Source organism: Streptomyces sp. NPDC003300 (genome assembly GCF_040610915.1).
Classification (GTDB): Bacteria; Actinomycetota; Actinomycetes; order Streptomycetales; family Streptomycetaceae; genus Actinacidiphila.
Window position 1 is genome coordinate 540,407 of sequence record NZ_JBEXNE010000001.1, and the last position, 21,034, is coordinate 561,440.

At 72.7% G+C, this 21,034-nt stretch carries 16 protein-coding genes and 1 pseudogene; 7 read left to right on the forward strand and 10 right to left on the reverse strand.

What is annotated here, in order from left to right:
• Positions 1–47: 47 nt before the first annotated feature.
• Positions 48–1,355 (reverse strand): glucarate dehydratase family protein, encoded by a 1,308-nt coding sequence (locus ABZX65_RS02055; protein ID WP_355333359.1) that lies wholly within the window; start codon positions 1,353–1,355, stop codon positions 48–50.
• A gap of 175 nt (positions 1,356–1,530) precedes the next feature.
• Between ABZX65_RS02055 and ABZX65_RS02060 the strand changes: the two genes are divergently transcribed.
• Both ABZX65_RS02060 and ABZX65_RS02065 read left to right on the forward strand, forming a co-directional pair.
• The gene (locus ABZX65_RS02060) at positions 1,531–2,610 is read left to right on the forward strand and encodes a phosphotransferase family protein (protein WP_355333362.1); all 1,080 of its coding nucleotides are present in this window, start codon (positions 1,531–1,533) and stop codon (positions 2,608–2,610) included.
• A gap of 6 nt (positions 2,611–2,616) precedes the next feature.
• Positions 2,617–3,837 carry an acyl-CoA dehydrogenase family protein gene (locus tag ABZX65_RS02065; RefSeq protein ID WP_355333364.1) on the forward strand — a complete coding sequence of 407 codons (1,221 nt, stop codon included), beginning with the start codon at positions 2,617–2,619 and terminating at the stop codon, positions 3,835–3,837.
• A 108-nt stretch (positions 3,838–3,945) separates the two neighbouring features.
• Here the strand turns inward: ABZX65_RS02065 and ABZX65_RS02070 are convergent, their stop codons facing one another.
• The 4 genes and pseudogenes from ABZX65_RS02070 to ABZX65_RS02085 all read right to left on the reverse strand — a co-directional run.
• On the reverse strand, positions 3,946–4,929 hold the full coding sequence (locus ABZX65_RS02070) for an NADPH:quinone oxidoreductase family protein (RefSeq protein WP_355333366.1): 984 nt from the start codon (positions 4,927–4,929) through the stop codon (positions 3,946–3,948).
• 18 nt (positions 4,930–4,947) lie between these two features.
• Complete coding sequence (locus tag ABZX65_RS02075; RefSeq protein WP_355333369.1) at positions 4,948–5,571, reverse strand: TetR/AcrR family transcriptional regulator; 624 nt, start codon at positions 5,569–5,571, stop codon at positions 4,948–4,950.
• Between the two features lie 112 nt (positions 5,572–5,683).
• The gene (locus tag ABZX65_RS02080) at positions 5,684–7,348 is read right to left on the reverse strand and encodes an AMP-binding protein (protein WP_355333372.1); all 1,665 of its coding nucleotides are present in this window, start codon (positions 7,346–7,348) and stop codon (positions 5,684–5,686) included.
• 149 nt (positions 7,349–7,497) lie between these two features.
• Positions 7,498–8,250, reverse strand: a pseudogene (locus tag ABZX65_RS02085) (SDR family oxidoreductase); the annotation flags it as partial.
• Between the two features lie 270 nt (positions 8,251–8,520).
• Between ABZX65_RS02085 and ABZX65_RS02090 the strand changes: the two are divergent.
• Entirely contained in the window at positions 8,521–9,987 is a 1,467-nt protein-coding gene (locus ABZX65_RS02090) for a serine-threonine protein kinase (protein WP_355333375.1), read from the forward strand.
• A 60-nt stretch (positions 9,988–10,047) separates the two neighbouring features.
• Here ABZX65_RS02090 and ABZX65_RS02095 read toward each other — a convergent pair whose 3' ends face one another.
• The gene (locus tag ABZX65_RS02095; protein ID WP_355333377.1) at positions 10,048–12,822 is read right to left on the reverse strand and encodes a penicillin acylase family protein; all 2,775 of its coding nucleotides are present in this window, start codon (positions 12,820–12,822) and stop codon (positions 10,048–10,050) included.
• A 243-nt stretch (positions 12,823–13,065) separates the two neighbouring features.
• Complete coding sequence (locus ABZX65_RS02100) at positions 13,066–13,809, reverse strand: class I SAM-dependent methyltransferase (protein WP_355333380.1); 744 nt, start codon at positions 13,807–13,809, stop codon at positions 13,066–13,068.
• Between the two features lie 320 nt (positions 13,810–14,129).
• On the opposite strand from ABZX65_RS02100, the gene ABZX65_RS02105 reads away from it, so the two are divergent.
• Both ABZX65_RS02105 and ABZX65_RS02110 read left to right on the forward strand, forming a co-directional pair.
• A complete protein-coding gene (locus ABZX65_RS02105) occupies positions 14,130–15,569 on the forward strand; it encodes an amidase (RefSeq protein ID WP_355333382.1) in 1,440 nt (479 codons plus the stop codon).
• Between the two features lie 194 nt (positions 15,570–15,763).
• Positions 15,764–16,225: a MaoC family dehydratase gene (locus ABZX65_RS02110; RefSeq protein ID WP_355333385.1), complete on the forward strand. Its 462-nt coding sequence runs from the start codon at positions 15,764–15,766 to the stop codon at positions 16,223–16,225.
• Positions 16,226–16,280: 55 nt separating this feature from the next.
• On the opposite strand, the gene ABZX65_RS02115 is transcribed toward ABZX65_RS02110, so the two are convergent.
• Entirely contained in the window at positions 16,281–16,895 is a 615-nt protein-coding gene (locus tag ABZX65_RS02115) for a TetR/AcrR family transcriptional regulator (protein WP_355333387.1), read from the reverse strand.
• 259 nt (positions 16,896–17,154) lie between these two features.
• Positions 17,155–18,309, reverse strand: coding sequence for an acyl-CoA dehydrogenase family protein (locus tag ABZX65_RS02120; protein ID WP_355333389.1), 1,155 nt, complete (start codon positions 18,307–18,309; stop codon positions 17,155–17,157).
• 89 nt (positions 18,310–18,398) lie between these two features.
• Here ABZX65_RS02120 and ABZX65_RS02125 point away from each other — a divergent pair, with 89 nt between their 5' ends.
• A complete protein-coding gene (locus ABZX65_RS02125) occupies positions 18,399–19,052 on the forward strand; it encodes a TetR/AcrR family transcriptional regulator C-terminal domain-containing protein (RefSeq protein ID WP_355333392.1) in 654 nt (217 codons plus the stop codon).
• A 71-nt stretch (positions 19,053–19,123) separates the two neighbouring features.
• Positions 19,124–19,669, forward strand: coding sequence for a DUF402 domain-containing protein (locus ABZX65_RS02130; protein ID WP_355333394.1), 546 nt, complete (start codon positions 19,124–19,126; stop codon positions 19,667–19,669).
• An 85-nt stretch (positions 19,670–19,754) separates the two neighbouring features.
• Here ABZX65_RS02130 and ABZX65_RS02135 read toward each other — a convergent pair whose 3' ends face one another.
• Complete coding sequence (locus tag ABZX65_RS02135; RefSeq protein WP_355333396.1) at positions 19,755–20,837, reverse strand: zinc-binding dehydrogenase; 1,083 nt, start codon at positions 20,835–20,837, stop codon at positions 19,755–19,757.
• Positions 20,838–21,034: the final 197 nt, after the last annotated feature.

A 21,034-nucleotide genomic window follows, 5' to 3' on the forward strand; every position in this document is an offset into this window, starting at 1 on the left:
GCGTGTGGGGCGGCGGGCCGTGGGGTCCGCCGCCCCACACGCGTGTGTCACCAGCGCGGCACGGGCGGCGTCCGCCAGTCCGGGTCCGCCTTGCGCATCGCGGCGGCGTCGTCGCGGTCGCGCATGGCGCCGTCGTCGTCGAGCCAGCGCTGGTGCAGCGCCTTGAGCGCGTCCTGGTCGAGTTCGACGCCGAGGCCGGGGAGGTCGCTGACGGCGAGGCGGCCGTCCTCGAAGACATGGCGGCGGGTGATGACGTCCTCGGTCTGCCACGGGTAGTGCGAGTCGCAGGCGTAGTCGAGGTTGGGCACGGTGGCCGCGACATGGGTCATGGCGGCGAGGCTGATGCCGAGGTGGGTGTTGGAGTGCATGGACAGGCCCACGCCGAACGTCCGGCAGATCGCGGCGAGTTGCTGCGTGTTGCGCAGGCCGCCCCAGTAGTGGTGGTCGGAGAGCACCACCTGGACGGCGCCGCGCGTGAAGGCGTCCTGGATCTCGGCGAAGGTCGTCACGCACATGTTGGTCGCCAGCGGCACGGAGGTGCCGCTGGCGACCCGGGCCATGCGGTCGGTGGTGCTGGCCGGGTCCTCCAGGTACTCCAGCACCTCGCCCAGTTCGCGGGCCACGTACAGCGAGGTCTCCACCGACCAGGCGCCGTTGGGGTCGAGGCGCAGCGGCCGGCCGGGGAAGGCGGCGGCCAGGGCGCGTACGGCGGCGATCTCCTCGTCGGGCGGGAAGACACCGCCCTTGAGCTTGAAGGAGCCGAAGCCGTACGTGTCGGCGAAGCGGCGGGCCTGGGCGACGACGCCTTCCGGGTCGAGGGCGGGACCCCAGTCGTCGGCCTCGCCCTGCCCCTCGGGGTGGGCGGCGAGCCGGTAGAAGAGGTAGGCGCTGTAGTCGACGGCGTCGCGGACCTTGCCGCCGAGCAGCGCGTGCACCGGCAGGCCGAGGTGCTTGCCGAGGGCGTCGAGACAGGCCACCTCGAAGCCGGAGATGACCGACAGCCGCAGCTTGTCGGCGGTCTGCACACCGCGCAGCCCGCCGACGTCGACGGAGTCGGAGACGTCGGCGGGGTCGCCGCAGACCTCTTCCGCGAGGGTGAACAGCCCGTTCAGATCGCTGACCGTGTGGCCGGGCAGCGCGCGGGCCAGGGGCGCGGCGAGGTCGAGATAGCGGGTGTCGCCGTAGGTCTCGCCCACCCCGGCCGTACCGTCGGCGGTGACGACCTCGATGATGAGGCGGGGCGTGTAGGGCTGGTGGACACCCTGGGTGTTGAGCAGCGGCGGATCGGCGATGAGGATGGGGGTCAGCCGCACCTCGGTGATCACGAGTCCGGCGGAGCGATCTGCTGTCTGCATATGTGAATTACGTTCACCCATAAGTCCAGAGCGTAGGTGCGGCGACCACGGCCGTCAATGCGGCCTCCCGAGCGCGGATGTGACGGACGGGACGCGACGGGGAGAGCGAAGAGCTGGACGACATACCGACTGGTCGGTACGATTTCTGAAGCCACGACGGTGACGAGGAGACGGCATGAGCGATACCGACAACCCCCCGGGTCTCGATCTGGGCCGGCTGCGCGCCCATCTCGACCGGGAGCGGCCGGGGCTGGTCGGCGGCGGCCTGCGCGGCAAGCTCATCGAGGGCGGCCGGTCCAACCTCACGTACTGGGTCACCGACGGCGGCACCGAATGGGTCGTCCGCAGACCGCCGCTCGGGCACGTCCTGGCCACCGCGCACGACATGACGCGCGAGCACCGGGTGATCAGCGCGCTCGCCGCCACCCCGGTGCCGGTGCCCGGCACGGTGCTGCTGTGCGAGGACGGCGAGGTGATCGGCGCGCCGTTCTACGTCATGGAATTCGTCGAGGGCACCCCCTTCCGCACCGAGAGCCAGCTCAGGGAGCTGGGCGCCGAGCGGACCCGCGAGGTCGTGTTCGCGCTGGTCGACACGCTGGTCGACCTGCACGCGGTGGACCCGGCGGCGGTCGGCCTCGGCGACTTCGGCCGCCCCGAGGGCTATCTGGAACGGCAGTTGCGCCGCTGGGGCAAGCAGCTCGACGCCTCCCGCAGCCGTGAACTGCCCGGCATCGACGCGCTGCACGCCGCGCTCGGCGCGGCCCTGCCCGACTCCCCCGGCGGCGCCGTCATCCACGGCGACTACAAGCTGGACAACGTCCTGGTGGACACCGCCGACCGGCTCACCGCCGTGCTGGACTGGGAGATGTCCACCCTCGGCGACCCGCTCACCGACCTCGGGCTGCTGCTGGTCTACAGCGAGCCGCAGATCGCGTCCGACTTCCCCATCCAGGCGGCGGGCGGCGCGCCCGGCCACCCCTCGGAGGCGGAACTCCTCCAGCGGTACGCCGAGCGGTCCGGCCGCGACGTGTCGACCGTCGACTGGTACACGGCCTTCGCCTGCTACAAGCTCGCCGTCATCTCCGAGGGCATCCACTACCGCTACACCCTCGGGCAGACGATCGGCGCCGGATTCGACCGGATCGGCGGCATCGTCCCCCACTTCGTCGAACGCGGCCTCGACCGGCTCCGGCGGCACGCCGAGCGGCAGGGCCGGCCGCGCCCCTCGCAGGACTCCCCCCGGAAGGAAGGCTGAGCAGCCATGGAATTCGCCTTCGACACCCGTACCGAGGAGCTGCGGTCGCGGCTGACCGCGTTCCTCGACGAGCACGTCTACCCCGCCGAGCCGGTCTTCGCCGAGCAGCGCGCCGAGGCCACGGGGGACGACCGGTGGACCGCGCCGCCCGTGGTGGAGGACCTCAAGGCCGAGGCCAGGCGGCAGGGCCTGTGGAATCTCTTCCTGCCCGGCGAGCACGGCGCGGGACTGACCAATCTCCAGTACGCGCCGCTCGCCGAACTCACCGGCCGCAGCCCCCACTTGGCCCCGCCCGCCCTCAACTGCGCCGCTCCCGACACCGGCAACATGGAAGTCCTCAGCGAATTCGGCACCCCCGCCCAGCGCAAGGAGTGGCTGGAGCCGCTGCTCGCCGGGGAGATCAGGTCCGCCTTCGCGATGACCGAGCCGGACGTCGCCTCCTCCGACGCCACCAACATCGAGACGCGGATCGTACGGGACGGCGACTCGTACGTGATCAACGGCCGCAAGTGGTACATCTCCGGGGCGATGAACCCCAAGTGCGCGGTCTTCATCGTCATGGGCAAGACCGACCCGGACGCCGAACGGCACCGCCAGCAGAGCCAGATCCTCGTGCCGCGCGACGCCCCCGGCATCGAAGTACGGCGCGGCATGCGGGTGTTCGGCTTCGACGACGGCGACCACGGCGGTCACGCCGAGATCGTCTTCCACGACGTGCGCGTGCCCGCCGGGAATCTGATCGGCGAGGAGGGCGGCGGCTTCGCCATCGCCCAGGCCCGGCTCGGCCCCGGCCGCATCCACCACTGCATGCGGCTGATCGGCATGGCCGAGCGCGCGCTTGAACTCATGTGCCGCCGCGCCGCCTCCCGTGTCGCCTTCGGCAAGCCGCTCGCCGCCCAGGGCGTGGTCCAGGAGTGGATCGCCGAAGCCCGGGTCGAGATCGAGCAGTTGCGGCTTCTCGTCCTCAAGACGGCCTGGCTCATGGACACCGTCGGCAACCAGGGCGCCCACACCGAGATCCAGTCCATCAAGATCGCCACCCCCGTCGCCGTCCAGCGCATCGTCGACCGCGCCATCCAGGTCCACGGCGCCGGCGGCGTCAGCCAGGACTTCCCCCTGTCCCAACTCTTCGCCGCCGCCCGTAGCCTGCGGCTCGCGGACGGACCCGACGAGGTCCACAAGCGCTCGCTCGCCCGCCGCGAGCTGAAGAAGTACCTGACCCCGTAAGGGGACCGCGCCCGCGCTGGGCGATACGCCGGTGTCTTGAGCGGCCCACCGCGGAGGGGTACCTCCGCGGTGGGCGGCGCGCCGGTCTTTTCAGGGGCGCTGAGGGCGTTACGGCTGGACGACCAGCCGGCCGATCGTCGTGCCGTCCGCGACGCGTTGAACGGCCTCGGCGGCGCCGTCGAAAGCCACCCGCTCGCTCACGAGGGGGCGGACGGCCCCGGAAGCCGCCAGCTCGCAGAGCGCCTCGTGGGCCTGGCGGACCGCCACCGGATCGTGGGTGTTGTAGAGCCCCCAGTGGAGACCGAGGATGGCGTAGTTCTTGACGAGGGCGTGGCTGAGCGCGGGCGCGGGGACGGTGCCGCCGGCGAAGCCGACGACGACGATGCGCCCTTCGAAGGCGACGCACTTGGTGGACTTGGTGTAGGAGTCGCCGCCGACGGGGTCGAAGACGACGTTGGCACCGCGTCCGGCGGTCGCTTCCTTGACGACCGCGACGAAGTCCTCCGCGTGCCGGTCCAGGACGATGTCGGCGCCGAGCTCACGGGCGGCCTTGGCCTTGTCGGGGCCGCCGACGACACCGATGACGGTGGCGCCCGCGGCCTTGCCGAGCTGGACGGCGGCGCTGCCGACACCGCCCGCGGCGGCGTGCACGAGCAGCGTCTCGCCGGGCCTGAGGGCGGCGCGGCGGTGCAGGGCGAACCAGCCGGTCTGGTAGCCGATGTGGAGGGCGGCGGCCTCGGCGTCGTCCAGGGCCTCGGGCGCGGGCAGCACCCCGGCGGCGGGGACGACGGCGTATTCGGCGAAGGCGCCGCGCGGCAGGGCGGCGGGCGTGATGACGCGGGCGCCGGTGTCCAGGTCCGTGACCCCTTCACCGACGGCGACGACCTCGCCGCAGAATTCCACGCCGGGCGTGAACGGCAGCGGCGGCCGGATCTGGTAGGTGCCCCGGCAGAGCATCGCGTCGGGGAAGTTGACCCCGGCGGCGCGTACCCGCAGCAGCACCTCGCCGGGACCCGGCTCGGGGGTGGGGACCTCGTCGAGGCGCATCGCCTCGCGCGGCTCGCCGTTCTCGTGCACGCGCCATGCCTTCACGTCAAAGCTCCCAGCGGGTCAGTGCCGCCGCACCGAGTGCAGCAGCAGGTCGGAGAATTCGGTGGCGACCTGCTCGGCGGAGAGCGGGCCCTCCGCGTGGTACCAGGTGCCGAGGTGGTGCACGGAGCCGAAGAAGAAGTCGACCACGAGGTCGGGCCGCAGGTCGGCGCGGAAGTGGCCGCCGCGCTGGCCCTCCTCGATCAGGGAGCGGAACTTCTCGTGGTAGCGGCGGCGCTCGGCACGTACCGCCTTCTGCTTCTCCGGGGCGAGCTGGTGGATGGAGCGGAAGAAGATCTTGGTGTCGTCCAGGTTCTGGATGCTGGTGACGACGACATCGGCGGCGGCCTCGGCGAGCCGGTCGGGCACGGCGGTGTCGCGGGCGGCGATGGCGTCGAGACGTTCGGTCTGGAGCCGCAGCACCCGGCCGTAGATCTCGTGCAGCAGATCGTCCTTGGAGCCGAAGTAGTGGTAGAGCGCGCCCTTGGTGACTCCGGCGGCCTCCACGATCTCCTGGACGGAGGTGCGGTCGTAGCCGCGCTCGGCGAAGAGCCGGGTGGCCTCGGCGAGCAGCCGCTCGGGTACCGCGGCGGTGCCGCCCTCGCCGGAGCCGCCGCTGCCGCCGCCCGTCGCATTGCGTGCCATGGCCTGACCTCTTTCCGTACCCACGTGCCCACGTATCCCCGTACCGACCTGCCGGTGAACCGATGTGGCGCCGTACCGACAAAGCGACGCGCGTTCCGGCCGGTAGGGAACCCTATCCGGCCCGGACCTTGAGTTCGCGCCGGAGGATCTTCCCGGTGGCCGTCTTGGGGAGGTCGCCGAGCACCTCGACCTCGCGCGGGTATTTGAAGGCGGCGAGCCGGTCCTTGCAGTAGGCGACGATCTCCTCGGGTCCCGCGGTGGCGCCGGGCCGCAGGCTGACGTACGCCTTGACGCTCTCGCCGCGGTAGGCGTCGGGGACGCCGACGACGGCCGCCTCGCGGACCGCGGGGTGGGTGTAGAGGACGTCCTCGACCTCGCGCGGCCAGACCTTGAAGCCGGACGCGTTGATCATGTCCTTCTTGCGGTCGACGACATAGAGCCAGCCGTCCTCGTCCATGAAGCCGATGTCGCCGGTCAGCAGCTCGCCGCCGGGCAGGGCCGCCGCGGACTCCTCCGGCCGGTTCCAGTAGCCCGGTACGACCATCGGTCCGGTGACGGCGATCTCACCGGATTCGCCGAAGGGCACCTCGGCGCCCGTGTCGTCCAGGATCCGGACCATCGTGCCGGGACCCGGAACGCCGACGGCGAGGGTGCCGGACGCGGGGTCGACGGGGGCCTCGGTGCCGGGCGGGACGCTGGCGCAGGGGGCCGTGCACTCGGTGAGGCCGTAGCCGTTGGCGAGGTAGAGGCCGCCGGAGCGGGCGCGGAAGCCCTCCACCACGGCGGGCGGCAGCGGCGCGCCGCCCGAGGAGATCAGCCGGAAGGACGCGAAGTCCGCGGCGTCGGCGTCGGGCCTGGCCAGCAGCGCCATGAAGGCGGTGGACGGGCCGACGGTGTACGTCGGGCGGTGCTCGCGGAAGGCGTCGAGCACCACGCCCGGCTCGAAGCGGTACGCGAGGACGACGGTGTGTCCGCCCGCCAGCCCCGCCGAGAGCTGGCAGACCATGCCGGTGATGTGGAAGAGCGGCGCGAGCGCGAAGATGACGGCGTCGTCGGCGAAGCCCTGGACGCGTACCTGCCGGTGGGCGTTGAAGGAGATGTTGCCGTGTGTGTTGAGCGCCCCCTTGGGCTTGCCGCTGGTGCCCGAGGTGTAGCTGATCAGCGCGATGTCGCGGGCGGCGGGCAGGGGGACGTCGGGGCGCGGTCCGGCCGCGGCGCGGGCGGCGGTGAGCACGTCGTCCGCGCCCTCACCGGCCTGCGCGGGCGGCCGTTCCCCGGTCAGTACGCGGCTGTCGTCGCGCGTCTGGAGGTCGAATTCGCTGGCGGTCAGCGCGATACGGACCGGCGAGTCCACGACGGTGGCGCGGACGTATCCCTGCCAGGCGCGCTCCGAGCAGAGGATCGCGGCGGCCCCGGCGTCGGTCAGGATGTGCGCCAACTCGCCCTGCTTGTACATGGGGTTGACCGGGATGACGGTGCCGCCCGCCTTCCACGCGGCGAGCAGGCCGACGACGAACTGCGGCACATTTTGCAGCATGACCGCGAGGCGGTCGCCGGGGGCGAAGCCGCGCGCGGCCAGATGCCGGGCCAACCCGTCGGAGAGGGCGTCGAGTTCGCGGTAGCTCAGCGCGCCGTCGAAGTAGGCGAGCGCGCGGTGGTCGGGTATCCGCGCGGCGACGTCGTGGAAGGTGTGCAGGACGGACGGCGGGTGCTCGACGTCCTCGCGCTGCTCGTCGGTGAAGTGCTTGAGCCAGGGCTGGTCGGCGTAGGTGGTCATGCCGGTTCCCCTTCCCGCGCGGGGGCGTTGGCGGATTCCGTGGTCTGCCCGGCTCTCCCTGTGTCCTCGGCTTTCCCGGTGTCGTCGGCTCTCCCGGCGTCCCCGGCCTTCCCCGCGCCCTCGGCCTGTCCGGCTTCCTTCGCCCGCAACTCCTCGTAGGTGCGCTGGAGTTTGTTCATGCCGCGGAGCCAGCGGTCGGGTTCCGCGGCGCGGGCCGCGTAATAACCGGCGACCTCGGGGTGCGGCAGGATCAGGAAGCGGTCGGCCGCGATGCCGTCGAGCACCGCCTGGGCGACGTCCTCGGGCTCGATGGCGTTCGGCGCGAGCACGAGGTCGCCCGCGACCCCGGTGGAGCGGAGCATCGCGGTGCGCACGCCCTGCGGGCACACCGCGTGCACGTGGACGCCGCGGTGCCGGTAGGTGAGCGAGAGCCATTCGGCGAAGGCGAGCGCGCCGTGCTTGGTGACCGAGTACGGGGCCGCGCCGATCATCGTCAGCAGTCCGGCGGCCGAGACGGTGGACACGAAGCGCCCCTGCCCGCGCTCCAGCCATTCGGGGAGCAGCGCGCGGGCGGCGCGGACGTGGCTCATGACGTTGACGTCCCAGGCCAGCTCCCAGGCGGCGTCGTCCGCCTCGGGGCCGCCGCCGGTGCCGACCCCGGCGTTGGCGCAGAAGATGTCGACGCCGCCGCCGAGCGCGGTGCGGGCGGCGGGCACGATGCCGGAGGCGTCGCCGGGGACGACGGCCGCGCCGATCTCGTCGGCGACCGCGCGGGCGGCGTCGGCGTCCAGGTCGTTCACCACGACCCGGGCGCCCTCGGCGGCGAATCTGCGGGCGAGGGCGGCTCCGATGCCGCCGCCCGCCCCGGTGACGACCACCCGGGCGCCGCGCACTGCTTCCACGACCACGATCGTGTCTCCTTCGACTCGACTCGGCTCCTTCGCATACTAAGCGGTCGGTCACACAATCCGGTAGTGCCGGGCCGGGCGCCGGGGGCGGACCCCGGACGCCGGGGCCTGGGGTCCGCCCGCGCGCCATGTACGTAGCCGGTGCCGCCGCGTACGTAGCCGGTGCGTATTCAGCCGTCCGGGGGATGGACGACACCCGGCCCTGTCGGGATGATGCGGGCGAACCACACCATCACGGCGTATTTCCAGGGGGGCACCATGGCCGTGACCGGCACCTCAGTGACCAGCACCTCAGTGACCAGCGTCCGGCCGTACTGGGACCTGACCTTCGACGCGGACGGCGACCCCGACCCCCGGCAGCGGGACGCGCTGCTGGAGGCGGTCGGGGACCGGACCGATCTGGTGGTCTTCTCGCACGGCTGGAACAACGACATCGCCACCGCGACCGCGCTCTACGACGGCTTCTTCGGCCACTTCCCCGGCCTGCTGGCCGCCGCGCCGGACCTCCGCTTCGGCTACGTCGGCGTGCACTGGCCGTCGATGCGCTTCAGCGACGAGCCCATCCCCGATTTCCCACGCACCTCCCCGACGCTCGCCGCGCCCGTGGCGGACGGCGCCGCCGCGTCGGGCGCCGCGCTCGACCCCCTGACCAGGGCCGCGCTCGGCGAGGTCTTCCCCGGCAGCGGACCTACGCTCGACCGGATCGCGGAACTGCTGGCCGAGCGGCCGGAAGCGCCCGAGCGGCTGGACGAATTCGCCGCGCTGGTCCGTACGCTCACCGGACTGCCGCCGAGTCCGGGCGCCGCCGCACAGGGTCCGGCCGCACAGATTCCCGCCGCACGGGGTCCCGGCGCACAAGGCGTCGCCGCCCAGAGCCTCCTCGCCGAGGACATGGGCACCGCGCCGGGCGCCGAGCCGCTCCTCTTCACCCAGGACCCCGTCACCACCTGCCTCTCACTGGCCGACGCCCTGGCGACAGCGGGCGCCGAGGTCGCCCCGGCCCAACCCGTCTCCGGCGAGGCGGTGTTCGGCGGGCTCGGCCGGCGCGTGTGGGACGGCGCCAAGGAGTTGCTGCGGCAGGCCACGTACTACGCGATGAAGCGGCGCGCGGGGACCGTCGGGCAGCGCGGGCTCGGGCCGCTGCTCGGGGTGCTGGCGCGCCGGGCGCCCTCGGTCCGGGTCCACCTGATCGGGCACAGCTTCGGCGCGCGGCTGGTGTCCTTCGCGCTGGACGGCATGCCGTCCAGCGTCCGGGTCTCGTCGGTGACCCTGCTCCAAGGGGCCCTCTCGCACTACGCGTTCAGCGGCCCGCAGCCCTTCGACGCGCGGGGCGGGGCACTGCACGGCAGACAACAGCGGGTCACCGGGCCCCTGGTGGCCTGCCATTCGCGGCACGACCAGGCGCTCGGCGTGTTCTACCCGCTGGCCTCGCGGCTCGCGGGTGAGGACGAGTCGCTGCTCGGCGACATCGCCCACGCGGGAGCGGATCTGCTCGGCTTCGGCGAACGCTGGGGAGCGCTGGGCCACGACGGCTTCCAAGCTCTGGACGGCGCACCGGAGTTGACCCTGGAGCGGGCCCTGGCCGGTGGGCTGCCGAGGACCGGCTGCGTCAGCGTGGACGCGTCCTCGGTGGTGTGCTCGGGCGGGCCGCCGTCCGGCGCGCACAGCGACATCTGCCACGAGGAGCTGGCCCGCCTGGTGCTGCGCGCCGCGGGCCGGGTCCCCGGCTGAGGACCCGGCCCGCGACTGTCACCGCGGACCGCTCAAGGGCTCACCCCTGAGCGGAACGCGTCACCTGTGTGACGGGAATTCCACCACCTGCTGGAAGGTGGGCCGGTTCTGCCACGCGATCCGGTCGTCCGTGACTCCGCCCAGCGGACGCTGGACGATCGAGTCGGCGCACCACTGGTCACCGGCGGAGCAGCCGCTGTCGTCGGCCGGGTAGACGGTGGCCGCCGGGACGGCCGCCGCCTGCTTCAGCGTGGACAGCAACATGTCGCGGCAGGCGGTCAGTTGGCCGCCGCCGCAGTACGTCTGGTCGAGCGCGCCCTGCACCGGCTTGCCGAGCACCTTGCGCAGATCCTTGTCGGCGTACGACCACCAGCCGTACTGGAAGGCGCTGCCCGCGTGCGAGCCGGTCGGCCCGTGTCCCGCGGACGGCGACTCGTCGATCGCGAGGTTCGCGGCCAGCGCGTTGTAGAGGTCGCTGCCGAGGCCGGGCTGGAACTCGCCCGCGATCAGCAGCGGCCACCACGCGTCCATCACCCGTACCGCGTCCGCGTTGGCGTACGTGTGCGAGCCGGGCGAGGTCTCGTGCCGCTTGGTGCCCGCCGTGCTCCACGCCTCCAACTGCTGTACGGCGGTGGCCTCCTGGGGATCGGTGACCGGTGCGCTGTGGATCACCTGGAGCAGGTCGGGCAGGACGTCCTCACCGCGCAGGTCGGTGAGCGCCGCGTCCGCCATGGCCTTGGTGAGCGCGGCGCGGGTGACGCCGCCCGCCTGGGTGAGCGCCTTCACCCGGTCCTCCAGCAGGTCGGCGCGGTGCACGGAGCCGTTGCCGAAGCCCGCCGAGGTGTACCCCTTGGCCTGCTTGTTGTTCCACGACACGTAGTAGTCCTGGTCGACGGACTGCGGATGCTGCGCGGGCGGGGTGTAGGAGGCGGTGTTGGTCACCGGGTCCCAGCCGCGCCAGTCGTAGGCGGCCTGCGCCCACACCGGGAACGACGGGTCCACGCCGTCCGCCCTGACCGGGTTGGTGCCGCTGTTGTAGTACGCGGTGTGCTGGGAGTCCGCGTAGAACCAGTTGAAGGTGTAGTTGATGTCCTGCGTCGCCCGCTGGAACGAGGCGGCGTCGTGCACGAATCCGGGGTCGTTCAGCTCCTGGAAGCCCAGGATCGAGTCGGCCTCGTGCCGGTACGAACTGCGCAGCGCCGTATAGGCGACGGCCTTGCCGCCGACGGTCGCCCGGTACTGCACCGGGCCGTACGCCGTGCGCCAGACCTGCATGCGGTACGAGCCCGCCGCCGTGGAGTCGGCGACGGTCGGCGACCAGGAGTTGGTGCGTTCCAGCTTCTCCATCGGCACGCACGCGCCGTGCAGCACATAGTGCGTGGAGTCCTGGCACAGCTCCACGGCGTAGGTGTCGGTGACGTCCTGGCTCGCGGAGGTCGCGCTCCAGGCGTAGTCCTGGCCCCGGCCGAGTTCCACGTACATGCCCAGGCCCGCGAAGGACGCGCCGCGCGCGCTGATGCCGGGGCCCTGCAACTCCTGGAGCATCAGCAACTGTGGCGCGAAATAGCCGGTTTGCGGACCGAAGACGGCGACCGGGTGGCCGCTGGCGGTGTGCGCGCCGCTGACCACGAGAGCGTTGGACATTCCCTTCTTCGTGGCGTCGCCGGAGAAGAGGTTGCTCGGCAGCACTCCGGGGCTCTTGGTGGTGGCCTGCTTGGCGCCGCCGGTCGCGTCGTAGACCAGCGGTTCCGGTACGACCGAGCCGGCGTCGGGCAGCGCCTGGCCCTTGGCCTGCGCGGGCTTGCCGGCGTACGGGAAGCTGCTGCCGTCGTGCACGGTGGGCGTGGCCTCGGGGTCGTCCCGCTCGCGGAAGGACTCCCAGACCTTGGTGCCCTCGGCGACCCCGTACTTCTGCTGCGCCGCCAGCAGCGACAGCGCGGACTCCACCTCTCCGCCGCCGCCGGTGCCGAACAGCGCGCCGATCACCGAGGCGAGCGCGATCATGTCGGTGAGCTGGAACGGGTCGATCGTGCCCGCGTTGGTGATCGCGTCCATGTGCCCGGTGAGGACGTACTCGCCGGGGAAGTAACGGCCGTTCTTGGACTGCGTGATGTAGGCGTTGATGCCGTCGACGTACGCCTGCGCGTCGGCGAGCGCCTGTTGGCCGCGGGCGCCGCCGCTGTTCGCCAGCCGGGTGACCTGGTCCTGGAGGTCGGCCTCGGTGTACGGGGCCTGCCGCCAGAACTCCTGCTCCAGGCCGCGGTTGGCCGCCGCGCCGCCCGCGAACGACGACAGTTCGCCGCGTCCGACGTGCCGGAAGAGGTCCATCAGCCACAGCCGGTCCTGCGCCGCCGCGTATCCGGCGCCGTACTCCGTGCCCTGCCTGGTCGTGCCCTTGATGTGGGGGACGCCCGTCGCCTTGTCACGGGTGATCGTCACGTCCGAGCGCGGGCTGATCACCGAGGCGACCTGGCCCGAAGGGACGCCGAAGGACGAGCTGTTGAAGAAGTTGCTGATGGTCGCGTCGGTCAGCCCTGGGTATCCGTCGGCGAGCGACGAATACGGTCCGAGCTGGTCAGAGGTGTGCGCGGGGCGTGTCCCGAGCACCTTGTTCGCCAGAATGTCCGCGAGCGTGGCGTTGCCGTTCTCGCCGGGCGGCAGAATGTCAGAGCACTGTCCCGCGCAGTAGTCGCCCGAGTTGTCCGCGGCGTGCGCCGCCAGCGGCAACGGGGCCACCAAGGTGGCCCCGAGCGCCAGCAGCGCCGCGGCTGTCGCCGTTCTCCACTTGCCGATCCTGCCCAGCTTGCCGATCCGTCGTGGGGTCCGCAGCGGCATGTCTGCTCCTTCCGGATACCAGTCCCCGGACGTTACCGCCGGTACCTCCTTCCCGGAAGATGAACATGCGTCAGCTTTTCACTTCCCCCACATCCCGCCGCCCCCGACTCCCGCAGCCGCGAGGGTGGGTGGGGGCGCGTTGGGGTGGGTGGGGGCGCGTTGGGGTGAGCGGGCGCGGGTTGGGTCAGCGGGCGCGCGTCGCGGTCAGCGGGGGCACACCGGGATCAGCGGCGCGCGTCGCGGTCAGCGGGGGCGCAGGACGAAGACGCCCCAGCCGAAGTAGCGCTTGCCGTAGGTGAGATGGCCGCGCCGCTGGTGGTCGAGGAATTCGCGCATGGCCGGTACGTCGGGGTGGTCGGCGGGGGTGCGGCGGAGCCATTCGGAGATCGCGAACCACTGGGGCGCGTAGTAGCGGTCCCAGTTGTCGCCGTCGGCCAGCACCATTTCGACCAGGTCGACGCCCGCCGCCTCGAAGCGGTCCAGGGTGCCGCTGAGCGACACGAAGTCGTCCGGCTCGGTGCCGAGGGCCTCGTACGCCTCCTCCGGAGGTGTCTCGTGCCAGTACGGCTCGCCGATCAGCATGAGTCCGCCGGGGCGCAGGGCGGGCCGCAGCAGCTCGATCGTGCCCGCGAGGCCGTCCCCGATCCAGGTGGCGCCGAGGCACGAGGCGATGTCGAAGGCGGCGGGCTCCGGCTGGTATTTCCCGGCGTCGCCGCGCTCGAAGGTCACGCTCTCCGAAACGCCGAATTCCGCGGCCCGCTCGCGCGCCGCCGTCAGGAAGACCTCGCTGAGGTCGACGCCGACACCGCCCGTGCCGTACCGCTTCGCCCAGCCGGCCAGCATCTCGCCCTTCCCGCAGGCGAGGTCGAGGTGCCGCTGCCCCTCCTTCAACCGGCAGATCTCACCGAGCAGCCGCAGCTTCTCCTGGCTGAGGGGGTTGAGGATGCGGTTGTCCGCCTCGGCGATCTCGTGGTGGCGCAGGCTCATGTGGCTCCTTGGCGGTGCTGGTCGTTCACAGGCGGGCTCGGGCGTTCGCGATGGTCCCCGATCGGGATGGCGGGTGCCACTCGTTTTGGCCCGTCGGCTCGGCTCCATAGTGGCCGACGGCGGGGCGACGGCCGTCACCGGTCGGCGGCGTCACCGGCCGACGGGCGTCACCGCCACGGAGCCGCGGTCATCAGGCGTGACGGGTTCCGGGCGGTGACCGAGTCCGCCGAGGGGCTGGTCGCTACCCGCCGGTAGTGCGAGGATCGCGGCGCACGACGCGTGGCGCACGGCGGTACGAGCGGCGGAAGGCGGGAGCGGGCATGGCCCAGTTGCACGATCTGACGGCGGTGGAGCAGGCGGCTGCGGTACGTGAGGGGGCGGTGTCGCCGGTCGAGTTGACCGAGCACTATCTGGAGCGGATCGACCGGCTCGACGCGACGCTCGGCGCGTTCATCACCGTGACGCCGGAGGTCGCCCGCAAGCAGGCGGCGGAGGCCGAGGCGTGGGCGCTGGCCGCGCGGCGCGAGGGCGCGGCCGACGAACTGCCCGTGCTGCACGGCGTCCCGGTGCCGGTCAAGGACCTGAATCTGGTGGCGGGTGTGCGCTGCACCTTCGGTTCCGCGGCCTTCGCGGAGCACGTACCCGACGCCGAGGACCATGTGGCGGCCCGGCTGCGCAAGGCGGGCACGATCCTGCTCGGCAAGACCAACACCCCCGAGTTCGGGCTGCCCTGCTACACCGAGAACCGGCTGGCGCCGCCCGCCCGCACGCCCTGGGACCTGGAGCGGTCGGCGGGCGGTTCGAGCGGTGGCGCCGGGGCGGCGGTGGCGGGCGGCCTCGCGCCGGTCGCGCAGGGCAGCGACGGCGGCGGCTCGATCCGTATCCCGTCCTCGGTTTGCGGGCTGTTCGGCATAAAACCGAGCCGCGGCCGGGTGAGCGGCGGTCCCGTCCTGCACGACGTGAGCGGGCTCAGCACGTCGGGCCCGATCGCCCGTACCGTCGCCGACGCGGCGGCGCTGCTCGACATCCTCGCGGGCCCCGAGGCCGGCGCCCCGTACGGGGCGCCCTCGCTGCCGCCCGGCGAGACCTTCCTCTCCCACGCCCGCCGCGAGCCGGGGCCGCTGCGCGTGGTGGCGCTCGCCGATCCGCCGGTGCCCGGCGTCGCGCTGCACCCCGACTGCCGGGCCGCGCTCGACGGCGCGGCGGGGCTGCTGCGCGAACTGGGCCACGACGTGGACGAGATGGCGCTGCCGGTGGACGACTCGGTGCGGCAGGCGTTCAACGCGGTCTGGTCGGTGATGGCCGCGGCCCGGCCGGTCGCGCCGGGCGACGAGCACTTGCTGATGCCGCTGACCCGGCATCTGCGGGCGGCGGGCGGCAAGGTGTCGGGGCTGGACTTCGCGGGCGCCCTCTACGTCTTCCGCATGCTCGGCCAGCTCATCGCGGACGCGCTCCTGACGTCGTACGACGTGATCCTGACGCCGACGCTCGCGCAGCCGCCCGCCCTGGTCGGGGGCATGCGCGACGACGCGGACCCGACGGCCGAATTCGACGCGATGGCCGCCTTCACGCCCTTCACCCCGCTGTACAACGCGACGGGCCAGCCCGCGGTCAGCGTCCCGCTGCACTGGACGGACGCGGGGCTGCCGATCGGCGTGATGCTGGGCGGGCGGTACGGCGACGAGGCGACGCTGGTGTCGCTGTCGGCGCAGTTGGAACGGGCCAGGCCCTGGGCGGGGCGGCGGCCGGAGCTCTGGTAGCGGCGCGGGAGCCGGGGGTACGGGATCGGCGCGGGAGCCGGGGGTACGGGATCGGCGGCCGGGCGGCGCGAGGGGCGGCCGACCGCGCGGCGGCGATTGACACCCGGCGGCCCCCGAACCATGCTGAGAGTCGCTGAGCAAGCGCTTAGAAACCCCGTAGCGCGCCGTACCGGACCGCCCCTGGAGGCCACCCCATGTCGCAGCCCCGCATCTTCGCTTCGCCGGACGAACTGCGCGCCGCCGTCGGCGAACAGCTCGGCTGGACCGAGTGGCAGGAGATCGACCAGAAGCGGATCGACCTGTTCGCCGAGGCCACCGGGGACCACCAGTGGATCCACGTCGACGCGGAGAAGGCGGCGCTCGGCCCGTTCGGCACGACCATCGCGCACGGCTATCTGACGCTCTCCCTGATCCCGTCCCTCACCCCGCGGCTCCTGCTGGTCGAGGGCGTGAAGATGGGCGTCAACTACGGCGTGAACAAGGTGCGTTTCCCCGCTCCCGTACCGGTCGGCTCCCGGCTCCGCGCGACCGCCGAGGTCGCGGAGGTCACCGAGGTGGGCGGCGGCATCCAGCTCGTGACGAAGGTGACCATCGAGCGCGAGGGCGGCGACAAGCCGGTGTGCGTGGCGGAGACGGTGGCCCGCTTCTATCTGTAGCTCTGCGGACGCGTTCGGGCGGCTGTCCGTGGACGCGTTCGCGCGGGTCGCGCCCTCAGGCCGTGGGCCGCACCATGCGCAGCACGAGGTCGGCGTAGAGCGCGCCGACCTCGTCCGGGGTCCTGCGGCCCTCGGGGTTGAACCAGCGGGCCACGTCGATGCAGAGCGACAGCACGGCGAGCGTGGTCCCGGAGACCTCGGGGACGTCGAATTCGCCCGCCGTCACGCCGTCCTTGATGATCGTGCGGATCGCGTCCTCGCTCTGCCGCCGCAGCGCCACGATCTCCGCGTGGTGCTCGGGGGCGAGCGCGCCCAGCTCGTACTGCACGACCCGCCCGGTCGTGTGGTGCTCGGCGTGCCAGCGGACGAAGGCGCGTACGGCGCTCTCCAGCCGTTCGGCCGGGCTGCCGTCGCCGTCCCTGGCCTCGGAGAGCATGGCGAGCGAGCGCAGGTGGCCGACCTTGCTGATCTGGTAGAGCAGTTCCTCTTTGGTCTTGTAGTGGATGTAGAGCGCGGCGGGGCTCATGCCCGCGCGCCCGGCGATGTCGCGGGTGGTCGTGGCGTGGTAGCCGCGCTCGGCGAACGCCTGCACCGCCGCGATCACCAGCCGCCTCGCGGCGTCGGGGCTGATGTCCCCCCACGCCTCGCCGGTTGTCGCCTCGACGCTCATCGCACGCTCCTCACCGCCGGTCACAGCCGCCACCCTATCGCGGGGCTGAGCAAGCGCTTAGATACTAAGCGGTCGCTCGTCACTTGTCGTGACCAGGGCAGGGGGACGTCGAGACAGGACGTCGAAGCGGTAGGGGGGCGCGGTGCGTGGAAGCGGTACCGGTGCCGTACGGGGAGTGCGGTACGGGGGCGCGGTGCGTGGAAGCAGTACGGGTGTCCGGGGAGTGCGGTACGGGCGCGTACAGGCGCGCGGCCTGCGGTCAGAACGCCGATACGCCGGTCAGCGCCCGTCCGATCAGCAGCTTGTGTATCTGGCTGGTGCCTTCGTACAGCGTCATGACCCGCGCGTCCCGCAGCAGCTTGCCCGCCGGGTACTCGTCGATGTAGCCGTAGCCGCCGAAGACCTGGAGGGCGTTGTTGGCACAGCGCACGGCGGCCTCGCTCGCGTAGAGCTTGGCGACCGAGGACTCGGTGGCGAAGGGCAGCCCGCGGTCGATCAGGTCGGCGACCCGCCAGGTGAGCAGCCGGGCCGCGTCCACGTCCACCGCGATGTCGGCGAGCAGCTCCTGGACGAGCTGACGCCCGGCGATCGGCGCGCCGAACTGCTCGCGCTCCCCCGCGTACGCCACCGCCGCGTCCAGGCACGCCTGGGCGATGCCGACGCAGCCCGCCGCGACCGACATCCGGCCCTTGGCCAGCGCGGACATCGCCACGGAGAAGCCCTTGCCCTCGGGCGCGAGCATCGCGGAGGCCGGGACGCGGACGCCGTCGAGGACCAGCTCGGCCGTCGCCTGCCCGCGCAGCCCGAGCTTGCCGTGGATCTCGCGGCGGGTCAGGCCCGCCGTGTCGGTCGGCACCAGGAAGGCGCTGACGCCCTTGTGCCCCTCGTCGGCGCGGCCGGTGCGGGCGAAGAGCAGGACGACATCGGCCCAGGTGCCGTTGGTGATGAACATCTTGCTGCCGGTGATCATGTACGAGTCGCCGTCCCGTACCGCGCGGGTGGTGAGATTCGCGGCGTCCGAACCGGTGCCCGGCTCGGTCAGCCCGAAGCAGCCGACCGCGTCGCCCGCGGTGAGCCGGGGCAGCCACGCGCGCTTGTGCTCCTCGCTCCCCCAGCGCGCGATCGACTTGGCGACCAGGCCGAGCGAGACCGAGACGATGCCGCGCACGGAGGAGTCGCCGCGGCCCAGCTCCTCGGTCACCAGGCAGTAGGCGAGGTGGTCGCCGCCGGAGCCGCCGTACTCCTCGTCGACGGTCAGCCCCAGGAAACCGAGAGCGCCGAGCTTCTTCACGATGGCGCGGTCCACGCTCTCGGCGCGGTCCCACGCCACCGCGTTCGGCGTGATCTCGCGCTCGGTGAAGTCCCTGGCCAGCTCCTTGACGGCGGCCTGCTCCTCGGTCAGCTCAAGGTTCACTGCGTCGTCACCGCATCCCACGATCGTCCGGACGATCCTTCGAAACTACCACCGCTAGTTTTCGGGCGGCAGGCTCTACTATGTGCCGCATGGCCCGCCCCCGCAAGCCCCTGCTCAGCCGCGACCGGATCGTCACGGCGGCCCTCGCCCTCATCGACGAGGAGGGTCTGGCGGCCCTGTCCACCCGGCGGCTCGCGGCCGAACTGGGCGTGAGCGGGCCCTCCCTCTACAACCACTTCGCCACCAAGGAAGCCATCCTCGACGCGGCGGCCGACACCGTCGTCACCCAGGTCGACCTGTCGATGTTCGGTGACGGCAGGGACTGGCGGCAGGCGCTGCTCGACTGGGGCCGCTCCTACCGCGCCGCCCTCACCGACCACCCGCACATCGTGCCGTTCCTCGCCGTCGGGCCCGGCCTGCGGCCCGCCGGGCTCCGGATGGCCGACGCCGTCTTCGGCGGCATGGTCGAGGCGGGCTGGCCGCCCGCCCACGCCACCCGGATCGGCGCCCTCATGCGCTACTTCGTCACCGGCTCCGCGCTCGGCTCCTTCGCGGGCGGCTTCGTCGGCGAGGCGGACGTCTACGACCCCGCCGACTATCCGCACCTCGGCCAGGCCCACCTCCTCGCCAAGCACCAGCGGCAGATCGACAGCGGCGCCTTCGAGACGGGGCTGCGCGCGCTGATCGACGGTCTGGCCGTCCAGTTCGAGGCGCTCGCGGGCCCGGGAACCGCCCCGGCGTGAGCCCGGCAAGGGTGGCCTCCCGGCGGGAAATCCGGGGGCGGACCTGCCGCGCCTGCTGACAGGATGGCGCCATGTCAGAATCGGTCCCGCAGGGCCCCGAGCCCGACTTCGTCCAGGTCAACTACCGCAAATACGACGGCACTCTGCACTGGAATCTGCGGATGCGGCGGCTCGGCGAGGACGAGCACGGCGTATGGCTCGGCCTCCCCGGCTTCGGCCTGGTGCGCAAGGGCCACAACCCCCACGTCCCGATCCCCGAGGCGCACATCATCCTCTTCCCGCGCGACGCCTGGTGGACGGCGACCTTCAACGCCGCGCCCCGCCGCACCGAGATCTACTGCGACATCACCACCCCGCCGCGGTGGCCGTCCCCCGCCGAGGTCACCATGGTCGACCTCGACCTGGACGTCCTGCTCAAGCGCGGCGCCGAACTGCCGATCCTGGTCGACGAGGACGAATTCGCCGAGCACCAGGTGCGGTACGGCTACCCCGCCGATGTGATCGGCGCCGCCGAATCCGCCGCCGCGTGGCTGATGACGGCGGTGGCGGAGGGCACCGGTCCCTTCGACGGCACTCACCGGCACTGGCTGGCGATGGTCGACGGCGCGCAGGCGTAGACGTACGCCTAGACGTACGCCTAGGGACGCGCCCGCTGACAGCGGCGGGTGCGCGGTCCCGCGGGAATCCGGCCCGACCGACCGGTCAGAAGACCACCAGCGCCCGGCCGCCGCGCCCGGCGGTCATCGCCTCGAAGGCCGCCGGGATGCCGTCGAGCGTGATGCGGTCGGTGACCATGGCGGACAGGTCGAGGCGGCCCGCCCGTACGTGCTCGGCGAGCACCGGCAGATCCACGGCCGGGTCGCAGTTTCCGTACACGCAGCCGGAGAGCGTGCGGCCGAAGTAGAAGAGTTCCAGCGCGGTGAAGGTGACCTGCTGGTCCTGGCCGCCGATGCCGACCACCGTCGTACGGCCGCCGCGGCGCGTGGAGGACCAGGCGGTGCGGATGGTGTCGGCGCGGCCCACGCACTCGATGGCCGCGTCGGCGCCGAAGCCGTCGGTGAGCTTGCGGATCCGCTTGGCCGTGTCGTCCCCGGAGACGACGAAGTCGGTGGCGCCGGCCGCCCGCGCCAGCTCCTCCTTGGCGGGCGCGACATCGACCGCGATGATCCGCTCGGCGCCCGCGATCCGCGCCGACTGGAGCACGGCGAGCCCCACGCCGCCGACCCCGTAGACGGCGACGCTCTCGCCGGTACGGATCCGCGCCGAGTGGTGCACCGCGCCGTAGCCGGTGAGTACGGCGCAGCCGAGCAGCGCGGCGTCGGTGAGCGGGACGCCGTCGGGGAGCGGCAGGACCGCGCCCGCGGCGACCACGGTCTCCTCGGCGAAGACGGCGGTGCCCAGGCCCGGGTAGAGCGGGCTGCCGTCGGCGGCCAGCGTGGCGTACGGACTGGCGGCTGCCGTGGCGGAGTTGGCACACAGCCAGGGCTCGGCGAGGCCGCAGAAGTGGCAGTCGCCGCAAGCGGGCGCCCAGTTGAGGACCACGGGGTCACCGGGGGCGAGATGGGCGACGCCGTCTCCGACCGCCACCACCGTGCCCGCGCCCTCATGGCCGAGGACGGCGGGTACCGGCTGGCGCAGCGTCCCGTTGGACAGCGACAGGTCGGAGTGGCACACGCCCGCCGCCGCCAGCCGGACCCGGACCTGTCCGGGTCCGGGGTCGGGCAGCTCGATGTCGGCGACGGCCAGCGGCGCGTTGACGGCGGGCAGGACGGCTGCGCGTACCACGAGGTCTCCTGGGTGCGGGGCTGCGAGCGGATCCGGATGCGGACGGATGCGGTCGGGGGCTGACGGATGCGGACGGGTGCGGATGCGGACGGACGCGGGTGCGGGTGCGGGTGCGGACGAGCGGGCGTGAGCGGGGTGGGGCAACGGGCCGGTCGGACCGGGTCGGCCGGGGTGATCCCGGTCGACCGAGTCGGCCC

Bases quoted from the DNA above. Each gene is read 5' to 3' on its own strand.
- ABZX65_RS02100 (WP_355333380.1), bottom strand. From the start codon at position 13,809: ATGAGCCTGCGCCACCACGAGATCGCCGAGGCGGACAACCGCATCCTC.
- ABZX65_RS02095 (WP_355333377.1), bottom strand. From the start codon at position 12,822: ATGCCGCTGCGGACCCCACGACGGATCGGCAAGCTGGGCAGGATCGGC.
- ABZX65_RS02130 (WP_355333394.1), top strand. From the start codon at position 19,124: ATGTCAGAATCGGTCCCGCAGGGCCCCGAGCCCGACTTCGTCCAGGTC.
- ABZX65_RS02115 (WP_355333387.1), bottom strand. From the start codon at position 16,895: ATGAGCGTCGAGGCGACAACCGGCGAGGCGTGGGGGGACATCAGCCCC.
- ABZX65_RS02105 (WP_355333382.1), top strand. From the start codon at position 14,130: ATGGCCCAGTTGCACGATCTGACGGCGGTGGAGCAGGCGGCTGCGGTA.
- ABZX65_RS02060 (WP_355333362.1), top strand. From the start codon at position 1,531: ATGAGCGATACCGACAACCCCCCGGGTCTCGATCTGGGCCGGCTGCGC.
- ABZX65_RS02055 (WP_355333359.1), bottom strand. From the start codon at position 1,355: ATGCAGACAGCAGATCGCTCCGCCGGACTCGTGATCACCGAGGTGCGG.
- ABZX65_RS02075 (WP_355333369.1), bottom strand. From the start codon at position 5,571: ATGGCACGCAATGCGACGGGCGGCGGCAGCGGCGGCTCCGGCGAGGGC.
- ABZX65_RS02080 (WP_355333372.1), bottom strand. From the start codon at position 7,348: ATGACCACCTACGCCGACCAGCCCTGGCTCAAGCACTTCACCGACGAG.
- ABZX65_RS02125 (WP_355333392.1), top strand. From the start codon at position 18,399: ATGGCCCGCCCCCGCAAGCCCCTGCTCAGCCGCGACCGGATCGTCACG.
- ABZX65_RS02110 (WP_355333385.1), top strand. From the start codon at position 15,764: ATGTCGCAGCCCCGCATCTTCGCTTCGCCGGACGAACTGCGCGCCGCC.
- ABZX65_RS02065 (WP_355333364.1), top strand. From the start codon at position 2,617: ATGGAATTCGCCTTCGACACCCGTACCGAGGAGCTGCGGTCGCGGCTG.